Annotated in this window: 16 protein-coding genes; 8 read left to right on the plus strand and 8 right to left on the minus strand. The window is 35.7% G+C overall.

The genetic code is table 11. The features are described from left to right. Positions 1–20 precede the first annotated feature (20 nt). The 6 genes from aroC to EG339_RS01065 all read left to right on the plus strand — a co-directional run bounded on the left by aroC (position 21) and on the right by EG339_RS01065 (position 7,022). Positions 21–1,091: a chorismate synthase gene (gene aroC / locus EG339_RS01040; protein WP_123868482.1), complete on the plus strand. Its 1,071-nt coding sequence runs from the start codon at positions 21–23 to the stop codon at positions 1,089–1,091. A 10-nt stretch (positions 1,092–1,101) separates the two neighbouring features. After that, positions 1,102–1,665, plus strand: a complete 564-nt coding sequence (locus tag EG339_RS01045; protein ID WP_123868483.1) for a thioredoxin family protein — start codon at positions 1,102–1,104, stop codon at positions 1,663–1,665. Between the two features lie 11 nt (positions 1,666–1,676). Further along, complete coding sequence (locus tag EG339_RS01050) at positions 1,677–2,216, plus strand: TlpA family protein disulfide reductase (RefSeq protein WP_123868484.1); 540 nt, start codon at positions 1,677–1,679, stop codon at positions 2,214–2,216. An 84-nt stretch (positions 2,217–2,300) separates the two neighbouring features. Next, complete coding sequence (locus EG339_RS01055; protein ID WP_123868485.1) at positions 2,301–2,642, plus strand: YkvA family protein; 342 nt, start codon at positions 2,301–2,303, stop codon at positions 2,640–2,642. 124 nt (positions 2,643–2,766) lie between these two features. Then, the gene (pyrF, locus tag EG339_RS01060) at positions 2,767–4,146 is read left to right on the plus strand and encodes an orotidine-5'-phosphate decarboxylase (protein ID WP_123868486.1); all 1,380 of its coding nucleotides are present in this window, start codon (positions 2,767–2,769) and stop codon (positions 4,144–4,146) included. Between the two features lie 53 nt (positions 4,147–4,199). After that, positions 4,200–7,022, plus strand: coding sequence for a gluzincin family metallopeptidase (locus EG339_RS01065; RefSeq protein ID WP_228459682.1), 2,823 nt, complete (start codon positions 4,200–4,202; stop codon positions 7,020–7,022). 52 nt (positions 7,023–7,074) lie between these two features. Here EG339_RS01065 and EG339_RS01070 read toward each other — a convergent pair whose 3' ends face one another. The 3 genes from EG339_RS01070 to EG339_RS01080 all read right to left on the minus strand — a co-directional run bounded on the left by EG339_RS01070 (position 7,075) and on the right by EG339_RS01080 (position 9,838). Continuing rightward, positions 7,075–7,884 (minus strand): lamin tail domain-containing protein, encoded by an 810-nt coding sequence (locus tag EG339_RS01070; protein ID WP_123868487.1) that lies wholly within the window; start codon positions 7,882–7,884, stop codon positions 7,075–7,077. A 181-nt stretch (positions 7,885–8,065) separates the two neighbouring features. Next, positions 8,066–9,013: a T9SS type A sorting domain-containing protein gene (locus EG339_RS01075; RefSeq protein WP_123868488.1), complete on the minus strand. Its 948-nt coding sequence runs from the start codon at positions 9,011–9,013 to the stop codon at positions 8,066–8,068. Between the two features lie 90 nt (positions 9,014–9,103). Next, on the minus strand, positions 9,104–9,838 hold the full coding sequence (locus EG339_RS01080) for a T9SS type A sorting domain-containing protein (RefSeq protein WP_123868489.1): 735 nt from the start codon (positions 9,836–9,838) through the stop codon (positions 9,104–9,106). A 150-nt stretch (positions 9,839–9,988) separates the two neighbouring features. On the opposite strand from EG339_RS01080, the gene EG339_RS01085 reads away from it, so the two are divergent. Both EG339_RS01085 and dusB read left to right on the plus strand, forming a co-directional pair. Next, the gene (locus EG339_RS01085; RefSeq protein ID WP_123868490.1) at positions 9,989–13,216 is read left to right on the plus strand and encodes a hypothetical protein; all 3,228 of its coding nucleotides are present in this window, start codon (positions 9,989–9,991) and stop codon (positions 13,214–13,216) included. A gap of 148 nt (positions 13,217–13,364) precedes the next feature. Beyond that, a complete protein-coding gene (gene dusB, locus EG339_RS01090) occupies positions 13,365–14,360 on the plus strand; it encodes a tRNA dihydrouridine synthase DusB (RefSeq protein WP_123868491.1) in 996 nt (331 codons plus the stop codon). A 56-nt stretch (positions 14,361–14,416) separates the two neighbouring features. On the opposite strand, the gene deoC is transcribed toward dusB, so the two are convergent. From deoC to EG339_RS01115, 5 genes are all read right to left on the minus strand, one after another. Continuing rightward, positions 14,417–15,160: a deoxyribose-phosphate aldolase gene (gene deoC, locus EG339_RS01095; RefSeq protein WP_123868492.1), complete on the minus strand. Its 744-nt coding sequence runs from the start codon at positions 15,158–15,160 to the stop codon at positions 14,417–14,419. Between the two features lie 4 nt (positions 15,161–15,164). Continuing rightward, entirely contained in the window at positions 15,165–15,635 is a 471-nt protein-coding gene (locus EG339_RS01100; RefSeq protein WP_002976659.1) for an Lrp/AsnC ligand binding domain-containing protein, read from the minus strand. A gap of 27 nt (positions 15,636–15,662) precedes the next feature. Beyond that, positions 15,663–16,598 (minus strand): endonuclease/exonuclease/phosphatase family protein, encoded by a 936-nt coding sequence (locus EG339_RS01105; RefSeq protein ID WP_123868493.1) that lies wholly within the window; start codon positions 16,596–16,598, stop codon positions 15,663–15,665. Positions 16,599–16,972: 374 nt separating this feature from the next. Continuing rightward, positions 16,973–17,644: a tRNA (guanosine(37)-N1)-methyltransferase TrmD gene (trmD, locus tag EG339_RS01110; RefSeq protein ID WP_123868494.1), complete on the minus strand. Its 672-nt coding sequence runs from the start codon at positions 17,642–17,644 to the stop codon at positions 16,973–16,975. Continuing rightward, entirely contained in the window at positions 17,641–18,903 is a 1,263-nt protein-coding gene (locus tag EG339_RS01115; RefSeq protein WP_123868495.1) for an NAD(P)/FAD-dependent oxidoreductase, read from the minus strand. The genes trmD and EG339_RS01115 overlap by 4 nt, the downstream gene beginning before the upstream one ends. Positions 18,904–18,917 lie beyond the last annotated feature (14 nt).

The raw sequence follows: 18,917 nt of genomic DNA on the forward strand, positions 1-18,917 counted from the left end.
AAAAAAGGTAATTTTGTATCATGTTCAACACATTAGGTAATCTTCTTAGTCTTACAACATTTGGAGAAAGTCACGGAGTGGCTTACGGCGGTATCATTAATAATTTTCCGGCAGGTTTAACGGTAGATCTCGATAAGGTTCAATATGAACTGAACCGAAGAAAACCCGGACAGTCTGCTATTGTTACTCAAAGAAAAGAAAGTGACACAGTGAAGTTTCTTTCCGGAATCTTTGATGGAAAAACAACAGGTACACCCATCGGCTTTATCATTGAAAACGAAAATCAGAAATCAAAGGATTATGACCATATTGCCGGAGCATATCGTCCGAGTCATGCCGACTTTACATATGACCAGAAATTTGGTTTCAGAGATCACCGTGGTGGTGGAAAATCTTCTGCAAGAGAAACGATGAACTGGGTTGTTGCCGGAGCATTAGCTAAACAGCTTCTACCAGAAATTGAGATCAATGCTTACGTTTCATCTGTAGGTGATATTTTCTGTGAAAAGCCATACCAGGCTCTTGACTTCTCTCAAACAGAAAGCAATGATGTACGTTGTCCGGATGCCGAGACAGCAGAAAAAATGATTGCCAGAATAAAAGAAATTAAAAAAGAAGGAAATACAATTGGAGGAACCATTACCTGCGTGATAAAAAACGTTCCTGTAGGAATTGGTGAACCTATTTTCTCAAAACTTCAGGCAGAACTGGCTAAAGCCATGCTGAATATCAATGCCTGCAAAGGTTTTGAATATGGAAGCGGATTCTGTGGTGCAAAAATGACTGGTAAAGAACACAATGACCAGTTCAACACCGATTTTTCAACAAAATCTAACCTATCGGGAGGAATTCAAGGCGGAATTTCTAATGGAATGGATATTTATTTCCGTGTAGCCTTCAAACCTGTAGCTACTATTTTAAGACCTCAGGACAGTATTGATAAAGAAGGAAATCCTGTGATTGTGGAAGGAAAAGGACGTCACGACCCATGTGTGGTTCCAAGAGCAGTTCCTGTAGTGGAAAGCCTTGCCGCATTTGTTTTGGCAGACTTATTTTTGATTAATAAAACAAGAAACATCAATAATTTTTAAATATTTGGTAATGAAAAATTACTGGGATCAGGGAATTTCTTTTGAAGAGTACCTTCAAATTGCACAACAAAGATTAAATAATCCTGCCAACGAACAGGAAGCTGAATATAAACAATACTATGAACTTGGACTTCAGAGAATGGACAGAACTGTAAAAAAGTATGTTCCGGATGAAGATCAGAGAAAAGAATTAGCTGCTAAAAATTTCGACGGAAATATTTTAATCATTTCAGAAGCCTGGTGCGGAGATGCCAGTGCAACAGTTCCTGCCTTATTTAAATTCTTTGAAGGTCATAATGAAATCAGAGTTTTTTTAAGAGATAGTGATAAAAGCCTTATCAATCAATTTTTAACCAATGGTACAGAATCTATTCCTAAAGTATTAATTCTGGATAAAGATTTTAATGTTAAAAATTCATGGGGTCCTCGTCCAAAGTATGGCTACGAGTTACTGATGAAATATAAAGCAGATCCGGAAGGTTATCCCAAAGATGCTTTCTATAACGATCTGCAGATCTATTACGCTAAAAACAGAGGGAAGGATGCCGTTCAGGAAATCTTAGACCTGTTATAAAAAAATAGAATATGAAAAAAAGCATCATTTATATTGTAATCATTGCTATCATCGGTATTGTTCTATTTGTACCAGGAGTAAAGGACTTTCTGAAAAATCAGTTTTTCCCGATCGCTACCATTGAGAATGCCGTACATATCAATGAAGAAGATTATGACGTGGAGCTTAAAGGAATTAATGCTCCTAATACTAATCTTAAAAACTTTAAGAACAAAGCTGTTTTCCTGAACTTTTGGGGAACCTGGTGCCCGCCATGCAGAAAAGAATGGCCGTCTATTCAGAAACTATATGATTCCAGAAAAGATCATGTAGACTTTGTACTGGTTGCTATGAATGATAAGGAAGAAGATGTAAGAAAATTTCTGAAGGAAAATAATTATACAGTCCCGGTATATATTGCCCAAAGTCCTTTATCGGAAAAGATCCTTCCTAAAGTTTTTCCTACAACATTTCTTCTGGATAAAACCGGCAGAATCCTGATTAAGGAAGACGCTACAAAAGACTGGGATTCAGAGACTGTACACCAGTTCATTGACAATATTATCAAATAAGTTTTTAACTAAATTTTATAATTTGTTGGTACAGGATTTGTGAAATTTACAATATTGAAAAATTTGTTTAAATCCAAACACAAAATGAAATATTCAAAATTAAATCTTGCAAAAGAAGCTATCAGCCACAAGGGCTTTGTAAAAAAAATCCCTGATATTTTCAGAATGGTAAAAATGTGGAGAAAAGGAATTTATCCTATAAAATCAATTGACATTATCCTTCCCCTGTTAGGAATTTTATATGTTATCTCTCCTATTGATCTTCTTCCCGAGTTTGCCATCCCGGTACTTGGCGTAATGGATGATCTGGCAGTTTTGTCACTTACCATTCCAAAACTCATCAAAGAAGTAGACAAATTTTTACTTTGGGAGGCTGAACAAAAATATAAGGGTACTCAGATGATTGATGCCGAAATCGTAAAATAATAGTTTATTTATATTTTCAAAACCATTCTGTAAAATTCCAGAATGGTTTTTTTATGAGCAAATGGGCGATAAATTTTTAAGCCTTATTTCAAATCCTTAAATTTGCAACATCTAATAAAAAATAATGGAAAGTAAAAAAGAATTCTTTTTGGAATGCTACAAGCTAGGCATCATTAAATTTGGAAGGTTTACCTTAAAAAGTGGTATCGAAAGCCCTTTTTATGTAGATCTAAGACCTTTGGCTTCAGATCCTAAAATCTTAAAAAATCTGGCTAATTATTTATTGGAAATGCTTCCATTGGATAATTTTGATTTAATATGTGGAGTTCCTTATGCTGCTGTTCCTATGGCTACAGCGATGTCATTGGAAAGCTATATTCCATTAATTATTAAAAGAAAAGAAGCTAAAAGCTATGGTACCAAGAAACTGATTGAAGGAATTTACCAGAAAGGACAAAACTGCCTATTGGTGGAAGATGTTATCACTTCAGGAAAATCTTTGCTGGAAACCATTCCGGAAATAGAACAGGAAGATCTTAAAGTTTCTGACATTGTAGTGGTGCTTGACAGAGAACAAGGTGGAAAACAATTGCTGGAAAGCAGAGGTTACAGAGTACACACTCTTTTTAACATTTCCGAAGTATGCGGTGTTCTTCAGGAAACTGGTGAGTTATCTGATGAGGAAGTGAAAAGAATTCAGGATTTCCTACAGGGTAATCACATTCAGTTTGAAGAAGAAACCAGAGCTTCTTATGAGCAGAAACTAAGCAATACCCAGCATTCTGTTTCAAAAAAATTATTGGAAACAGCAATAGCTAAAAAATCTAACCTGATTGCTTCTGCAGACGTTACAACTACACAGGAATTATTGGCCTTTGCAGAAAAAGTAGGGCCTCATATCATTGCCTTAAAGACCCATATCGATATTATCTCTGACTTTGAGTACGAAAAAACGATCACTCCTTTAAAAGAGATTGCTGCAAAACATCAGTTCCTGCTAATGGAAGACAGAAAATTTGCAGACATCGGAAACACTCAGGAATTACAGTTTACAAGCGGTGTTTTCAAAATTACAGACTGGGCAGATTTTGTAACATCCCAGGTTATTGGTGGCTTTGAATCTTTAGACTGCTTCAAAAATGTAGGCGTAGTAGCGATTGTTGGAATGTCTTCAAAAGGTACGTTAACTACAGCTAACTACCGTGAAGAGGCATTAAAAATTGCTGTATCTCACCCTAATGTCATTGGGGGAGTTTCCCAGAATAAAATCCCTGAAGACCTTTTACTGTTCACCCCGGGAGTAAACCTTGCTGACTCTGGTGATGGAAAAGGACAGCAGTACAATACTCCGGAACATGTTTTCAGAACTTTACATACAGATTTCATCATTGTAGGAAGGGGAATCTATAAGTCTGAAGATCCCGAAGCAGCTGCAGTTACTTATAAAAATGAAGGTTGGAATGCCTATATTAAATCTTTGGAAAAAAAAGCAATTCAGAATTAAAATCCTATAAAGTATACACAAAATAAGCTATATTTGAGCTTTATCACGGATATTTGAAAAAGATCAGCATTTGCCTTATTTTGTTTTGTGGAGTTATACACATTTCTGCACAGAAAGACAGTATATACATTGGAGCAAAACTCTCTCCTGACAGAAAAACCCTTGAGGTGAATCAGGAGATTGTTTATTACAATCATTCAGACAAAGACCTGCAAACGGTAAAACTTCTGAATTGGATTTCCGCTTATAACAAACGCGGAACATCTTTAGTCTACAGAAAACTGGAAGACAGAAACAGTGATCTGCATTTTGCAAAAAACCATGAACTGGGAAAATTGCTGGAACTTACTATTAAAGATTCAGAAAACCAGGAAATACCAGTCAATACAATTTCGGATGAAAATCTTTTTCTTCCTCTGAAAAAAGCATTAAAACCAGGCGAAAGCATCACCCTGCAGCTCAACTACCGTATGCAGCTTCCCGATAAAAAATTTACGGGATATGGAACATCCGGTCAGAATACTGCTTTAAAATATTTCTTTATTGTTCCGGATCGTTTTGATCCGGACAATATTTCTCCAAGAAAATACCACGATATTGAAGAGCCTGTAAGTTTTAATACTTTTTGGACGGTAAATTTTGATATTCCGGTGAATAGCTTCATCGAAAGTAATCTGCCGCAAATCCAGATGAATTCTTTTCAGGGATACCTGGATTCAGACCCTGAATTTTCAGTTTCCTTCGCTACTTATCCTATTTTAAAAACCAATATTGATGGTATTGATACCGAAATAAAGTTTGGTTATAACCTTAAGCCTGAAGAAAAGCAAAACCTGGAGTTTTATTTACCTCTTCACTTAAAATTCCTTCAAGAAAGAATAGGCTCTCTTCCAAAAAGTATTTTCATTTCAGATAAATTCAGAGCCAAGGAAGATTTCTTTGGAAATGATGATATTACATTCTGGAAATTTAGATTCCCATTGTTTACAGAAGCTGAAAAAACAGATCTTGACTATTTCGGAATCATTACCAAAAAAGTTCTGGACGAAAAGATCATTGCTGACAAGCAAAAAGATCATTGGTTTAAAAATGGACTAAAATCCTATCTTGAAATCCAATATCTGAAAAAGTTCTACAAAGACACTAAACTTTTAGGAAGCTTACCGGAATCCAAGATATTTGGGATCAAGCCTTTAAAACTATTCCACGCATCTAAGGTAAAGCTTTTGGACCGTTACGGGCTGGCTTATCAATATATTATGCTCCAGAATCTGGATCAGAAAATTGGTGAGGATTTTACCAGTTTAAGTAATTTCAATGATATGGCTGTCAGCAGCTTTGAGACAGGAAGCCTTTTCAATTATTCTGCTGATAAAATGGGAGATCAGTCTTTCAATGATCTTGTAAAAGAATACCTTTCAAAAAATTCGGGAAATAAGATTATTCCGGATGATTTTTTAAAACAGCTATCAGGAAAAGAAAAGTCGGCCCAATATCTTGAAAGTTTTTTTAAGCAGAAAAACAGGGTTAATTTCAAGCTGAAACATATTAATAAAGAAAACGATTCTTTACAGATCAAGATTGCAAAAAATACAGAAACCTCTATTCCGGTAAAACTTGAAACCGAAACCAGAGAGGGCGAAAAAAAGTCTTACTGGATAGAAACAGAAGAGAATGAGAAAATAAAAGAAATTTCTCTTCCTGTATCGGATAACATTTATAAAGTAACCTTAAACAATGGATACATTTTCCCGGAATCAAGTTACCGGGATAATTTCCTGTATGCCAAAGGATTATTTTTAAATACAAAAAAAATCAAGTTTAAACTCATCAAGGATATTCCAAATCCTGAATACAACGAAATTTATGTAAGTCCAAGGGCCAGGTTCAACAATACCTATGATAAGTTTTTATTAGGGGCCAACTTTAAAAACCAGTCATTTTTTGACCAGAAATTCCTCTATTCATTTACTCCAACCTACAGTACCGGAACAGGGAAACTAACAGGTTCGGGAGCTGTATCTTACTCTTTTCTGCCTGCTGAAAGTATGTTCAGAAGTATTACATTTGGAGTTTCCGGATCTTATTTCCATTATGATTATGACTTAGCATACAGAAAAGGTTCTGTATTTTCAACTCTAAACTTCAGAAAAAACCCAAGAAGTACGGTAAGCAGAAGTATTGGTGTTTCCTATAACTATTTTGAAAGAGATCTAAGCCCACTCATGATTGCCAACGATGACTATAAAAAATATAATCTTTGGGGATTGGGATATAGCTATAGTGACAGCCAGATGATCCATGAAAAAAGTCTCAGTCTGAGTGCCCAGGGAATGGAAGATTTTAATAAAATTACAGCTGAAGGATTTTACAGATGGGAGTTCGCTCCAAGGCAGAAATTAAGTGTCCGTTTATTTGCCGGATATTTCCTTAGAAATGACACCCGCAATGATTTATTCAACTATGGAATTTCAAGAGTATCTAACTATACATTCTCTTATAACCTTTTAGGGGAAAGTGCCAGCAGCGGTCTTCTTTCTCAGCAGTTCATTTTAGCTGACGGTGGATTTAAATCTTTTCTTCCTGGAACGGTTAATCAGTGGATCACTTCGGTGAATGTAGACAGCAGCATTTGGAAAATATTCCATGTATATGCTGATGCCGGAATGTATAAGAATAAGGATCATTCTGCAAAATTCATCTGGGACAGTGGGATTAAAGTAAGGATTATTCCGGATTTTCTGGAAGTTTATTTCCCCGTACAATCTTCATTGGGATTTGAACCTGGATTTAAAGATTATGCAAAACGTATCCGTTATACATTGGTTCTTAATCTTGGATCCATCATCAATGCTGCAAGAAGAGGCTGGTATTAAAATAAAGGAACAGCTTATAAGTAAGCTGCTCCTTATCAAAAATATTGAAAAACTAATCTTTTACAATCTTTTGTGAGACCGGAGCATTGTTAACAGTACCTGTTACAAAATAAGTTCCCTTCGGGAGTTCAGTGATATCTATATTCCAGGCAAATTTTGTAGGAGATTTTTTCACTATCTGCCTGAAGGTATCATAGATCTTTACATCTTTAATCTGCATTCCAAAAAGCACTTTACCATCCTTTACAAAAGGATTCTGAACAAAGCCTGCTTTTGCGGCTCCTTCAGCAGAAAAATCTGCCATATTATCACTACTATTCTCTAAAGTCCTTCTAATAGCTGTTGAGGCTGTAGGAGAAGGCGCAGGACCATCTCCTTTAAACTGGTCTGCATTGGCGCCATATCCTACGAAATCTAACACATTGGAAGATGAAGGACTCAATACCTGTACAATATTTCCAGCTAATGCCAACTTCCCTGATGTTCCTGAAATTCTTATTCCAACAGATTTATTGGGGGTACCATCAAAATTTGTAACTGTTGTCGCTATAAAATCCGGTGTTGGTAAAGCTTCTACTCCTCCATCCACTGCAGCTTCCTGAATCAAATAAGTTTCCTCCGGACCCAAAGTAAAATCAGGCAATGTATGATATTCTGTAAAAGCCCCTATTGCAGGTGCATACTGTATACTTGCCCCTGTTAAAGAAACCAGAGTAGTTCCTATATTTTTCAGGACAATATAATTATTTTTGAAAACAGCTCCTGAATTGCCATTTCCTCCATAGATCTCGTTGATCACAATCTGGGCATTTGTGGAAGCAGTTATTAAAGTTAGGCCAGCAAGAATAAAGATTTTTTTCATTAAAATAATTTTAGAAACGGATTGTAATAAAAACATCAAAAACAATACCTTTTAATTGGAAATTTACAAAAAAACATCAATACATCTTTTAAATTACAATTTATAAATTTTTAATAAATATGCATAAAAAAAATCCGGCCATTTCTTCGAAATGGCCGGATTCTATTTTAATCTAAAACTATTAGTCTTTTAAGATCTTCTGAGATACTGCCTGATTGTTTACAGTACCTGTTACGATATAGTTTCCTTTTGTTAATTCAGCAACGTTTACAGTTCCGTTTGCTTTTACAGAAGCTTCTTTTACAAGCTGTCCGAACATATTGAAAACTTTTACATCTTTAACATCAGCTCCGAAAGTGATTTCGTTGTTTTTAACGAAAGTGTTTTTTACTAAATCTGCTCTTTTCAATGATTTAAAATCAGAAACAGCTAACGTTTGTTCATAAACTTTTACAACTAAATTACTAATAGCAACATTTCCCGTTCCTGAAGATGCAGAACCACTTTGTCTTATAGCAATACCTCCAAGTGTTGCCGGAGCTGCTCCTGTACCTGCTGTATTTGTAATTAATGCTTGAGAATCAATTTGTAAAGTAGCAGTATTTGTACTTGTACTTCCTGAATTATCAACAATGTAAGCTACTGTAATATTAGCAGGAGTTCCAAATGGAATTTCAGATCCGTACGTTGGTGTTGCTCCAGTTCCCGCACCATTATTTAAAATCCCCAAAGTATATCCTGTTGTTGACTTTTTAATAAAAAGTCTTGCATTAAAAACCCCTGGACTAGTTCCTGAAGCTACTGTAAACATTAAAAAGTAGTCACCTGCTGTGCTTAGACCTGTTCCATTTGCAACATTAATAGTGGCTGAATATTCAGCCTTACTAATTCCTGTAGTACTGATATTAAATACTGATGATAAGGCTTTATTTACATCTTCTGAATTTCCTGCAATTAACTGAGCTGCACTACCGTTGGACGCCAACTGACCAGCTGTTCCGCTATGAGTAGTCCATCCATTTGCATTAAGAGCCCCCGTAAAACTAAAATTTTCCGTCAGAACAGTGGTTTGAGCACTCATAAAACTAATAGCAGAAGCTATCCCTAAAATAGTAAAGATTTTTTTCATAAAATAATTTTTTTAAAGTTTATGTCGTAAAAATACAAAAAAACCGCTATTCATTTGAAATAGCGATATATATTTAACAATTAATTAAAATTACTTTTTAATAATCTTCTCGGAAACGCTTATACCATTGGCGATTCCGGTTACAAAATAAATCCCGCTCTGTAGATTTTCTACATTAACAGATCCATTTTCAGAAACAGAAGCTGTTCTTACTATTTGCCCATTTACATTGAAAATCTTAATATCAGATTTTGTTCCGAAATAAATCTCCTTGTCTACAGAAGTATTCTTAACAAAAATGTGTTTTTTCTCTTTAACTTCTACGGTTCCTAGACTTCCTGCTGCAGTCCAAGAAACATCATCCAAAACAATTTGTCTGCTCCCTGTAGATCTAAATTCTATTACAACATCTCCGGAAATGTTTGCTGCTACAGTTCTGGTATAATTTGTTCCCATAGCATCTAATGCATATGAGTCAAGCATAGTTCCGTTAACATATACCTGAATAATTCTATTAGCAGCTGTACCACCAGTAAAATATGATCTAACTGTATATGTAATCTCTCCTACCCCAGCTGCTCCGGAATTTGCTTTTACATATCTGGAACCACTGCTATCAAAACCAACGGATGTTCCTGTAACATTATCTCCAGATGTCACTTTTCTTGCTCCACTATAGCTCCATGCCACACTATTATCTCCTACAAAATTACCTGCTGTATAACCACCAACTGTGGCACTCAAATTATTAAATGATTCTGAGCCTTGTGCAGATAATGAAGAGGCAAGAAATGCAACAGCAAATAACGAATAAAGTTTTTTCATGATTCTAATTTTATATTATTTATAATTTTCACGGCTAAATTACTCCTAAATTTAAAGGTATCACAATATTTAGATTAATTTTCTGTTAATAATAGTTAGTCTACTGCCATTAACATTTTTTAATTATTTTTACGAATTATTTTTCAGGAGTTGCGGAATATTTTTATCCTATTCGTTGTATTTCTCTTTGGCATATTTTCAGGAAATGCTCAGGTATTTTCATGGAAAAATCCCAACGTTCCAGAAGACAGCATTAAAAAGGACAGTATTCTCGCTGCCAAGCTTGAACAGGACATTTTTGTAAAAGATACTTTAGACTTTATCCGAACTCACAACAGAATTGTTGTTGATGAAGCTGTACTGGCAAAAAATGATAAAAAAAGATTTTTAGGTGAACTTAATTCCAAAGGTTCCATTATCCGCGGAATTACTTTTGGTAATAATCAGGGCCAGTCTGTACAAAGTTCCATGGATCTGCAGATTTCCGGGCGCCTTTCCAAAGATGTTACTATTTTGGCGAGTATTTCCGACCATAACCTGCCCATTCAGGCAGATGGATATACCCAAACTTTAGAAGAGTTTGACAAAATATACATGCAGCTGAATATTAAGGACAAGTCTATTCTCAGAGCCGGGCATCTTGATCTTGTGGAATCTAAAAATTACTTTGCCAAGTACCAGAGACGAAGCATGGGAATTCAGTTTCAGACAGAATTTGGGAAAGACAATAAAACATTTGTGGATATTTCCGCTGGTGTGGCACGAAGTGAATTTCACAGAATCCGTTTCCAGGGGGTTGAAGGAAACCAGGGACCTTACCGTTTGACAGGGAAAAACGGAGAACAGTTTATTACTCTGATCTCTGGTTCTGAACAGGTATTTATTGATGGTATCCTAATGAAACGTGGGGAAAACCAGGACTATGTTATCAATTATAATACCGGTGAAGTTACCTTTACCAGTTTCCGTCCTATCTTCCAACAGAATTTCATTACGATTTCCTACAATTATGCCAACAGGAACTATTCAAGATATTTATTTACCGGTAAACTGGAACATCAAAGAGAGAAATTCAAGGTTGGGCTGAACTGGTTTATGGAGAATGACAACAAAAATGCACCTCTTGCTCTAAGCCTGTCTAAAGAAGATGAACAGATCCTTGCCAATGCAGGAAATGATCCTAATCTGATGTATGCTCCATCAGGCGTTGTTACGGAATATGATGTTAATAAAATTCTATACCGCTTAAATCCTGCCGGAAACTTCTATGAACTTTCCGCTGACCCCAATGAAACACTCTATCAGGTATCTTTCACCTATTTTGGTGCTAATCAGGGAGATTATAAAACTGCACAAACTACCAATAACGGGCGTGTTTTCGAATATGTAGGCCCTAATGCAGGAGATTACAGAGCTGTAAGAAAACTTCCTTCACCACAAAAATCCCAGGTATTCTCGCTTAATTCTGAATACTTATTGGAAGACGGGAAAATAGGAGCTGATATTTCCCTGAGTAATTATGATGTTAATTTGTTTTCCTCTAAAGATTCTGACCAGAATACGGGGTATGCTTACCGTGTCTTTGGAAATAAAACTTTTACGAAAAGCTCATGGAAAGGAACACCAAGCTTTGAATACCAGTATATAGACAAACAGTTTCATATCCTGGACCGTATCAATGATGTGGAATTCTCCAGAGATTTCAACTTAACACAGGAATTCAATAAAAAGACGCAGAACCGCTTTATCTTCAGCTTTTTAAATAAGTGGAATAATAAATCTACTCTAAATTACCGCATCAATTATTTAAATGAAAAGGATTCTTACAAGGGTATTAAAAATGATCTTGATTTTGGCTGGATTACCGGCCGTTTCTTTACAAAAGGAAATCTATCCTACCTGAGTACCAATGCCACACTTCAGGATACTAAGTTCGTCCGTGGTGGAATTTCAACAGAATTTACAGGAAAGAAAGGAAGCTGGGCTATAGGAGGAAGCATGGAACATAACGAGAAGAAGTATAACGATACTCAGCTTATGGATGTCACAAGTTTCAGCTGGAAAGAAATCTTCGTGCAAAAGAAAATTGGAGACAGTACCCGTACAAAACTACTTGCTAAACTATATATGAGGGATAATGACTCTGTTCGTGATAACAGACTTCAGAATATGAACAAAATTCTGGGAGTTATGGCTGAAAGTCAGATTATTAAAACCGAGAGAACAACTTTAAATGCCTTAATTCACTACAGAAAATTCTTTTATTCAGGAATAGAGGGTGATGTCACCAGAAATAATGACTTTGTAGTAGGTAATATTCTTTATAACCAACAGCTTTTCAGAAACGGAATGCGTTTACAGGCGTTTTATGAATTGGGGAACGGGCAGGAAGCTCAAAGAGAGTTTCAATATATTAAAGTAACAGACGGACAGGGAGTTTATAAATGGACCGATTACAACGGTGATGGCATTCAGCAGCTTGACGAATTTGAAATTGCCGAATATTCCGATTTGGCACAATACATCAGGGTTTACACCAATTCTGTACGATATATTCCGTCCAATAAAAACAAATTACAGTTGGCTTTATTTGTAAATCCAGCCATTGTTTTTAATTCTGAAAATGCTTTCTTAAAACGCTGGAATTTCAATATTTCCTTAAATTCCCAAAACTCTTTCTATAAAAAAGATAAGGTACTGGTATTGAATCCTTTTGAGAAAAACAGCGATCAGATCCTTAAAAATCAAAATATTTTAACTTCTGTACAATTCAATCCAACGGATAAATCCGGATGGAACGGAAACTACCGATTCATTACTAATGATAACCTTATCAACGCTAATTTCAGTAACGAAGAACGTGAACAAACTTCTCATTTCCTGAATATCGGATATTGGTTCAATAAAGAATTCAGAATTGACTGGGAAAATTCCGTTCATGATATTAAAAACTCTTCACAATTATTTGCAACAAGGGATTACCGCTTAAATAACTTTGAAACCAAACCGAAGGCCACTTACAAGTTTACAGATGCCCTTCAGGCTGAACTTTCTTCTGCTTACCGCCAGAAAAAAAGAATAGATGGCGAAGAATTATTAAAAGCGTTTGATGTTACCGGAACCGTTCAATGGGAGTTCAGGAAGACTTCCATCCGTGGGAATTTTTCTTTCATCAATAATAATTTCAATGGCAACAATTTCAGCATTGTCGGAAATCAGATGCTTGATGGTCTGAAGCCCGGAAAAAACCAGGTATGGAGTGTATTCATCCAACAGGCCCTCAATTCATTCATTCAATTGAACTTAAACTATGAAGGAAGAAATTCTGGGGAAAGAACTATTCATATCGGAAGTATGCAGGTAAAAGCGAGTTTCTAGAGGTGTAAGCTGCCAAGTTTGCCATTCCCAATAATCCTGTTTTTTTCTCACTGTGATTATAACACCCTCTGATTCATTTCATTCTCATCATTCACAGTAATAGATAATATCATATTTCCTAGTATTCAGAATTTTGTAAATTTGCACCATGATAAAAATAGGCAATATAGAACTGCCGGAATTTCCACTTTTGCTGGCTCCAATGGAAGACGTAAGTGATCCTCCGTTCAGACGTTTATGTAAAATGCACGGTGCAGATTTAATGTATTCGGAATTTATTTCTTCCGAAGGGTTAATTCGTGATGCCATCAAGAGCCGTAAAAAACTGGATATCTTCGATTATGAAAGACCAGTCGGAATACAGATCTTCGGTGGTGATGAAGAAGCGATGGCCATGTCTGCGAGAATTGTAGAAACAGTAAACCCTGACCTGGTAGACATTAATTTTGGCTGCCCTGTAAAAAAAGTGGTATGTAAAGGAGCCGGAGCCGGAGTTTTAAAAGATATTGACCTTATGGTTCGTCTTACAAAAGCTGTAGTAAATTCTACTCATCTTCCCGTAACAGTTAAAACCCGCCTGGGATGGGACAGTACCTGCATTAATATTGACGAAGTGGCAGAGCGTCTTCAGGAAACAGGAATCAAAGCGCTTACCATACATGCAAGAACCCGTGCACAAATGTACAAGGGAGAAGCAGATTGGGAGCATATTTCAAGAATTAAGCAAAATCCCAATATTGAAATTCCGATTTTCGGAAATGGTGATATAGATTCACCGGAAAAGGCACTTGAGTATAAACAGAAGTATGCTTGTGACGGAATTATGATAGGACGTGCAGCTATTGGATATCCCTGGATATTCAATGAGATCAAGCATTTCTTTAAAACAGGTGAGCATTTGCCAGCTCCTACTATTTCAGACCGATTATTAGCAGTTCGTCAGCATGCTGAATGGAGTGCTGAATGGAAAGGGGAAAGATTAGGATTGGTAGAAATGAGACAACATTACAGCAACTATTTCAGAGGTATCCCTCACTTCAAGGACTTCAGAAAAAGATTCCTGGAAGTTTTCACCTTAGAAGAAATGGATGCCCTGATTAAGGAAACCCAGCAATTCTACGAAGAATATCAGGCTCAGGCATAAAAATAAAAACCATCAAATTAAATTGATGGTTTTTTTATTGTTATTAAATATCAAACTTAATATCCGCCAGATGAAGATTCATTTTTAATGAGTGCCAATGCTGAAGAAGTTCCGATTCTTTTTACTCCCATGCTAATCATTTTTTCAGCATCTTCAGGAGTTCTTACTCCTCCTGCCGCTTTTACAGGAAGTTTCCCAGCGTTATCCAACATAATTTTTATTCCTTCAAATGTTGCCCCATTAGGTTTCCCCTCTTGAGTTACATAAAAACCGGTTGATGATTTAACAAAAATATGAGGTAAATCATCGGCTGAGAAATTCTCTTCCGCCCAGTTTGAAATATTTTTGGTAAGATCTGCTATCTGTTCATCTGCTAAAGCTGCAATCTCAATAATCCACTTTGCAATTTTATGGTTTTGCAATGCAAGCTTTGTACATTTTACAAACTCTTCTTTTACCAAATCAATATTTCCCTGAAGGTAAGCATTATAATTAATTACAAAATCCAATTCATCAGCACCATCCTCAATAGCTTTTGAAGCTTCTGCAAGTTTCTCTTCTATTGAGTAAGTTCCTTCATGGAATCCTATTACAGTTCCTACTACAACATTTGAATTTTTCTCCTGAATATATTTTTTAATCTCTGCTACATAATCCGGTCTGATCATTACCGCAAAAATACCATTATCAATGGCTTCCTGTGTAAGTTTCTTATCAAGCTGAAGAGTTTCTTCATGAGAAATTCCTGATTGTTCCGGTGTCTTCAAGTAGGTTGAATCCAAATATTGGGCTATGTTCATATCGTTATACTTTCAATTGTCTATAAATACCTTGTTCCAAAGATATAAAAGTTTCTGTTCTTGTAACTCCTTTCAGCTTTTGAAGTTTGCTGAGAATTTGCATCAAATGATCATTATCTTTGCAAAGAACTTTAAGGAATATTGTATAATTTCCTGTTGTATAGTGAGCTTCTACTACTTCATTGATATCATGCAAAGATTTTACCACTTCAGGATAATGACTTGGCTGATCCAAAAATACTCCTATATAAGAAATCACTTTATACCCGATTTTTTTAGGGTTAAGGAATGAAATTGAGTTTTCAATAACACCTGCGTGTTCCAGCTTTTTAATTCTTTGATGTACTGCGGTTGTAGAGATCCCAACATTCTTTGATATGTGCGCTAAAGAAGTTTTAGCGTTATCCATCAACATATAGATTATTTCTTTGTCAATGGAGTCTAAATGATAGCTTGTGTTGCTCGAATTTTTCATTTTCTACTTTTTTATTATTTATGTTTTTTATGATAAGCTTTTAAACTTTACAAAAACCGGGAAATGATCGCTGTATCCGCCTAAATACCGGGTACCGGCATACGTTCGGAAAGGTCGTCCTTCAAAATTCCTGGTCCTGCTGCTGAGTTTTTCAGAATTAAACACACGGGCTTCCTGAAAAGCCAGCGTGGTATTGTCAAGTAGGGATCTCGACATCATAATCTGATCATACAGCAATCCAGACTTATAATGAAAAGTAGAATAATTTCTTGTAGAAAACAACTCTTGAAAAGGGTTCATCAAAACCCTCTCATGATTATTGTCATAGAGAATTTGTACTAAATTTTCATCATCCGGGTTTTCATTAAAATCACCACACAATATTACATGTTCCTTATCAGTATGTACAATTTTCATAATCCGCTGCCGGATCTCATTTAATATAAAGGTTCTTTTAGGTTTATTGATATCTTTCTCACGCTTAGAGGGAAGATGGGCGGTAAAGACATTAATAATTTCACCTTTATACTTAATTTTCGAAAAAAGTACGTCTCTGGTTGTGTCGTAATTTCCAGTGTTTTTATAGGTTATTTCAAAAAAGAAGGTAATGGTTTCAGAATCTATAACCTCTACTTTATTTTTATCATATAACATGGCTACATCCACCTTTCTTTCATCCATAGAATTATAATGTACAATTCCATATTCAGAATTAAAAGGTTCCATTTTTATAAGATCTTCCAATACTTTCCTTCCGGAAACTTCAGATAATCCTATAACAAATGGCAATACTCCATTTTCCTCCTTCATCAATTGAAATACATGAGAGATTTTAAAAAGTTTATTTTTATATCTCTTCTCATCCCAGTTTCTTAAACCTGACTTTGTAGGATCTAATTTATGGACAGGTTTCGGATCTGGTAAAAATAAATTTTCTACATTATAAAAAGAGAACAGTTCCATCAACACGAATTTCTATACTTAAATTAATATGCTCTTTTTCTAATTGTAAATTTATTATTTTTTTTCAAATCACATTGATTCATCACTATGGAAACAAATCAATTTATAATAAGAAATGCTCCAAATGTAGTAAAAAAAATCAATAAAACTATCAATAGTGAATTACATTTTCAACTATCCTTATTTTTTCTTCAATATATCGGAATTAAATTAATAAATAAAAATTTAAATAACGAAAACAAAAAAGCCAAATAAAGAACCAAAGTTGCTAATATTTTCCTTCTTACTTACAAAAATAACAAATATTATTCCATTTAATTTGTAGACAAATAGAATAAATAAAAAATAGGATTTAAATCACCTGCAACATGGTATTAAAGGAGATCAGGGCGTTTTTCCTTGGTAATTCTTACCGCTTCATCATGACGCCATTCTTCAATTTTACCAAAATTTCCACTTAATAAAACTTTAGGGACCTCTAATCCTTTATACACTTCAGGCCGTGTATAGATTGGTGGTGATAAAAGATCATCCTGAAAACTATCCGTTAAAGCACTTTGCTCATCATTTAAAACTCCCGGAAGAAGTCTTATAATAGAATCTGCCAATACACATGCTGCAAGTTCTCCGCCGGTAAGCACATAATCGCCAATGGATATTTCTTTGGTAATATGCAAGTCTCTTACTCTCTGGTCTATTCCTTTATAGTGACCGCAAAGAAAGATCAGATTATCTTTTATTGAAAGAGAATTGGCTATTTTCTGGTTCAGAGTTACTCCGTCCGGTGTAAGGTAGATAACCTCATCGTATTCTCTTTGAGACTTTAGTTCTGAGATGCATTTATCCAATGGCTCTACCATCATCACCATCCCTGCACCACCTCCATAAGGTTCATCATCAATTTGTCTGTGTTTATTGACTGCCCAGTCTCTCAGGTGATGAAAATGTACTTCTGCCAGCCCTTTATCCATTGCCCTTTTTAAAATAGAGGTTTTAAATGGACTTTCCATCAATTCTGGAAGTACGCTTATGATATCAATTCTCATTGTAATGTTCCGTTTTTCTTAGTAGGTATAATAATTAATCTTAAGGAAGAATCTTTGTTGATATAGCTCCACATCCAGTTAAAGAATATGGCCAGCTTATTTCGAACGCTCAAAATTAACATTAAATGAAGAAACATCCAGAAATACCATGCTAAAAATCCTTGAAATTTTATAAATGGCAAGTCTACAACCGCCCGATGCTTTCCTATGGTGGCTAAAGAACCTTTGTCATCATATTCATATTCCTTCCATTCGGCCAGATTTTTCTTCAGGAGGTTTTTCCCTAAGTTTTTGGCCTGGTTAATGGCTACATTGGCCACCTGTGGATGCCCCTGTGGGTATTTAGGAGTTTCCATATAGGCAATATCCCCAATGGCATATACATTATCATACCCTTTTATTTTGTTGTATCGGTCTACGATATACCTGTTTCTTATTAATTTTTCTTCAGGGAAACCGTCAATTACATTTCCTGTAACACCTGCGGCCCAGATTACATTATTAGACGGTATTTGCTTCCCGCTTCTCAAATGCACTTTGTCTCCGTCATATTCTGTAACAACCTCTCCACTCATAAAGGTTACTCCAAGGTCTTTAAGGTACTTTTCAGATTTCTCCTGGGCTTCACTGCTCATTACGGCAAGGGGTTTTTCTGTAGAGCTTACCAGAATGATTTTCAGATGATCGAAATTCATATAAGGATAGTCCCTCGGAAGAATATCTTTCTTCATTTCTGCAAAGGCACCGGCCAGCTCCACGCCGGTAGGCCCGCTTCCTACAATCACGATATTCCAGTTACCGTCATCACTTCGGCTTTTTTCAATAATCAGCTTTTCAAACGTCATCAGAACGTGATTTCTGATGCTGATAGCCTCCTGGGTATTCTTCATCCCGAACGCTTTGCCCTCAAGCTCTTTATTACCGAAAAAGTTGGTTTTACAGCCTGTGGCAATAATCAGTTTATCGTAAGTAAATTCTGCTTCATCAGTAATAACCTTATTGTTAGCAGCATCAATTTCCTTTACATCGGTCATTCTGAACTGAGTGTTCCTGGATTGCTGAAAAATCTTTCTGAAAGGGAAAGAAATGTTGGAAGGTTCTATCCTTCCTGAGGCTACCTGATAAAAAAGCGGCTGAAACATATGGTGATTCATCCGATCCAGAACAATAACCTTTTTGTTCTTGTTATTCAATGTTTTTGCAAGCTGCAGCCCCGCAAATCCTCCTCCTATAATGATGATTTTTTCGCGTGTTTCCATAATACACAAATTTA

Source organism: Chryseobacterium bernardetii (genome assembly GCF_003815975.1).
Classification (GTDB): Bacteria; Bacteroidota; Bacteroidia; order Flavobacteriales; family Weeksellaceae; genus Chryseobacterium; species Chryseobacterium bernardetii.

Bases quoted from the DNA above. Each gene is read 5' to 3' on its own strand.
- EG339_RS01050 (WP_123868484.1), top strand. From the start codon at position 1,677: ATGAAAAAAAGCATCATTTATATTGTAATCATTGCTATCATCGGTATT.
- pyrF (WP_123868486.1), top strand. From the start codon at position 2,767: ATGGAAAGTAAAAAAGAATTCTTTTTGGAATGCTACAAGCTAGGCATC.
- aroC (WP_123868482.1), top strand. From the start codon at position 21: ATGTTCAACACATTAGGTAATCTTCTTAGTCTTACAACATTTGGAGAA.
- EG339_RS01075 (WP_123868488.1), bottom strand. From the start codon at position 9,013: ATGAAAAAAATCTTTACTATTTTAGGGATAGCTTCTGCTATTAGTTTT.
- EG339_RS01055 (WP_123868485.1), top strand. From the start codon at position 2,301: ATGAAATATTCAAAATTAAATCTTGCAAAAGAAGCTATCAGCCACAAG.
- dusB (WP_123868491.1), top strand. From the start codon at position 13,365: ATGATAAAAATAGGCAATATAGAACTGCCGGAATTTCCACTTTTGCTG.
- EG339_RS01070 (WP_123868487.1), bottom strand. From the start codon at position 7,884: ATGAAAAAAATCTTTATTCTTGCTGGCCTAACTTTAATAACTGCTTCC.
- trmD (WP_123868494.1), bottom strand. From the start codon at position 17,644: ATGAGAATTGATATCATAAGCGTACTTCCAGAATTGATGGAAAGTCCA.
- EG339_RS01045 (WP_123868483.1), top strand. From the start codon at position 1,102: ATGAAAAATTACTGGGATCAGGGAATTTCTTTTGAAGAGTACCTTCAA.
- EG339_RS01080 (WP_123868489.1), bottom strand. From the start codon at position 9,838: ATGAAAAAACTTTATTCGTTATTTGCTGTTGCATTTCTTGCCTCTTCA.
- EG339_RS01105 (WP_123868493.1), bottom strand. From the start codon at position 16,598: ATGGAACTGTTCTCTTTTTATAATGTAGAAAATTTATTTTTACCAGAT.
- EG339_RS01115 (WP_123868495.1), bottom strand. From the start codon at position 18,903: ATGGAAACACGCGAAAAAATCATCATTATAGGAGGAGGATTTGCGGGG.
- EG339_RS01100 (WP_002976659.1), bottom strand. From the start codon at position 15,635: ATGAAAAATTCGAGCAACACAAGCTATCATTTAGACTCCATTGACAAA.
- deoC (WP_123868492.1), bottom strand. From the start codon at position 15,160: ATGAACATAGCCCAATATTTGGATTCAACCTACTTGAAGACACCGGAA.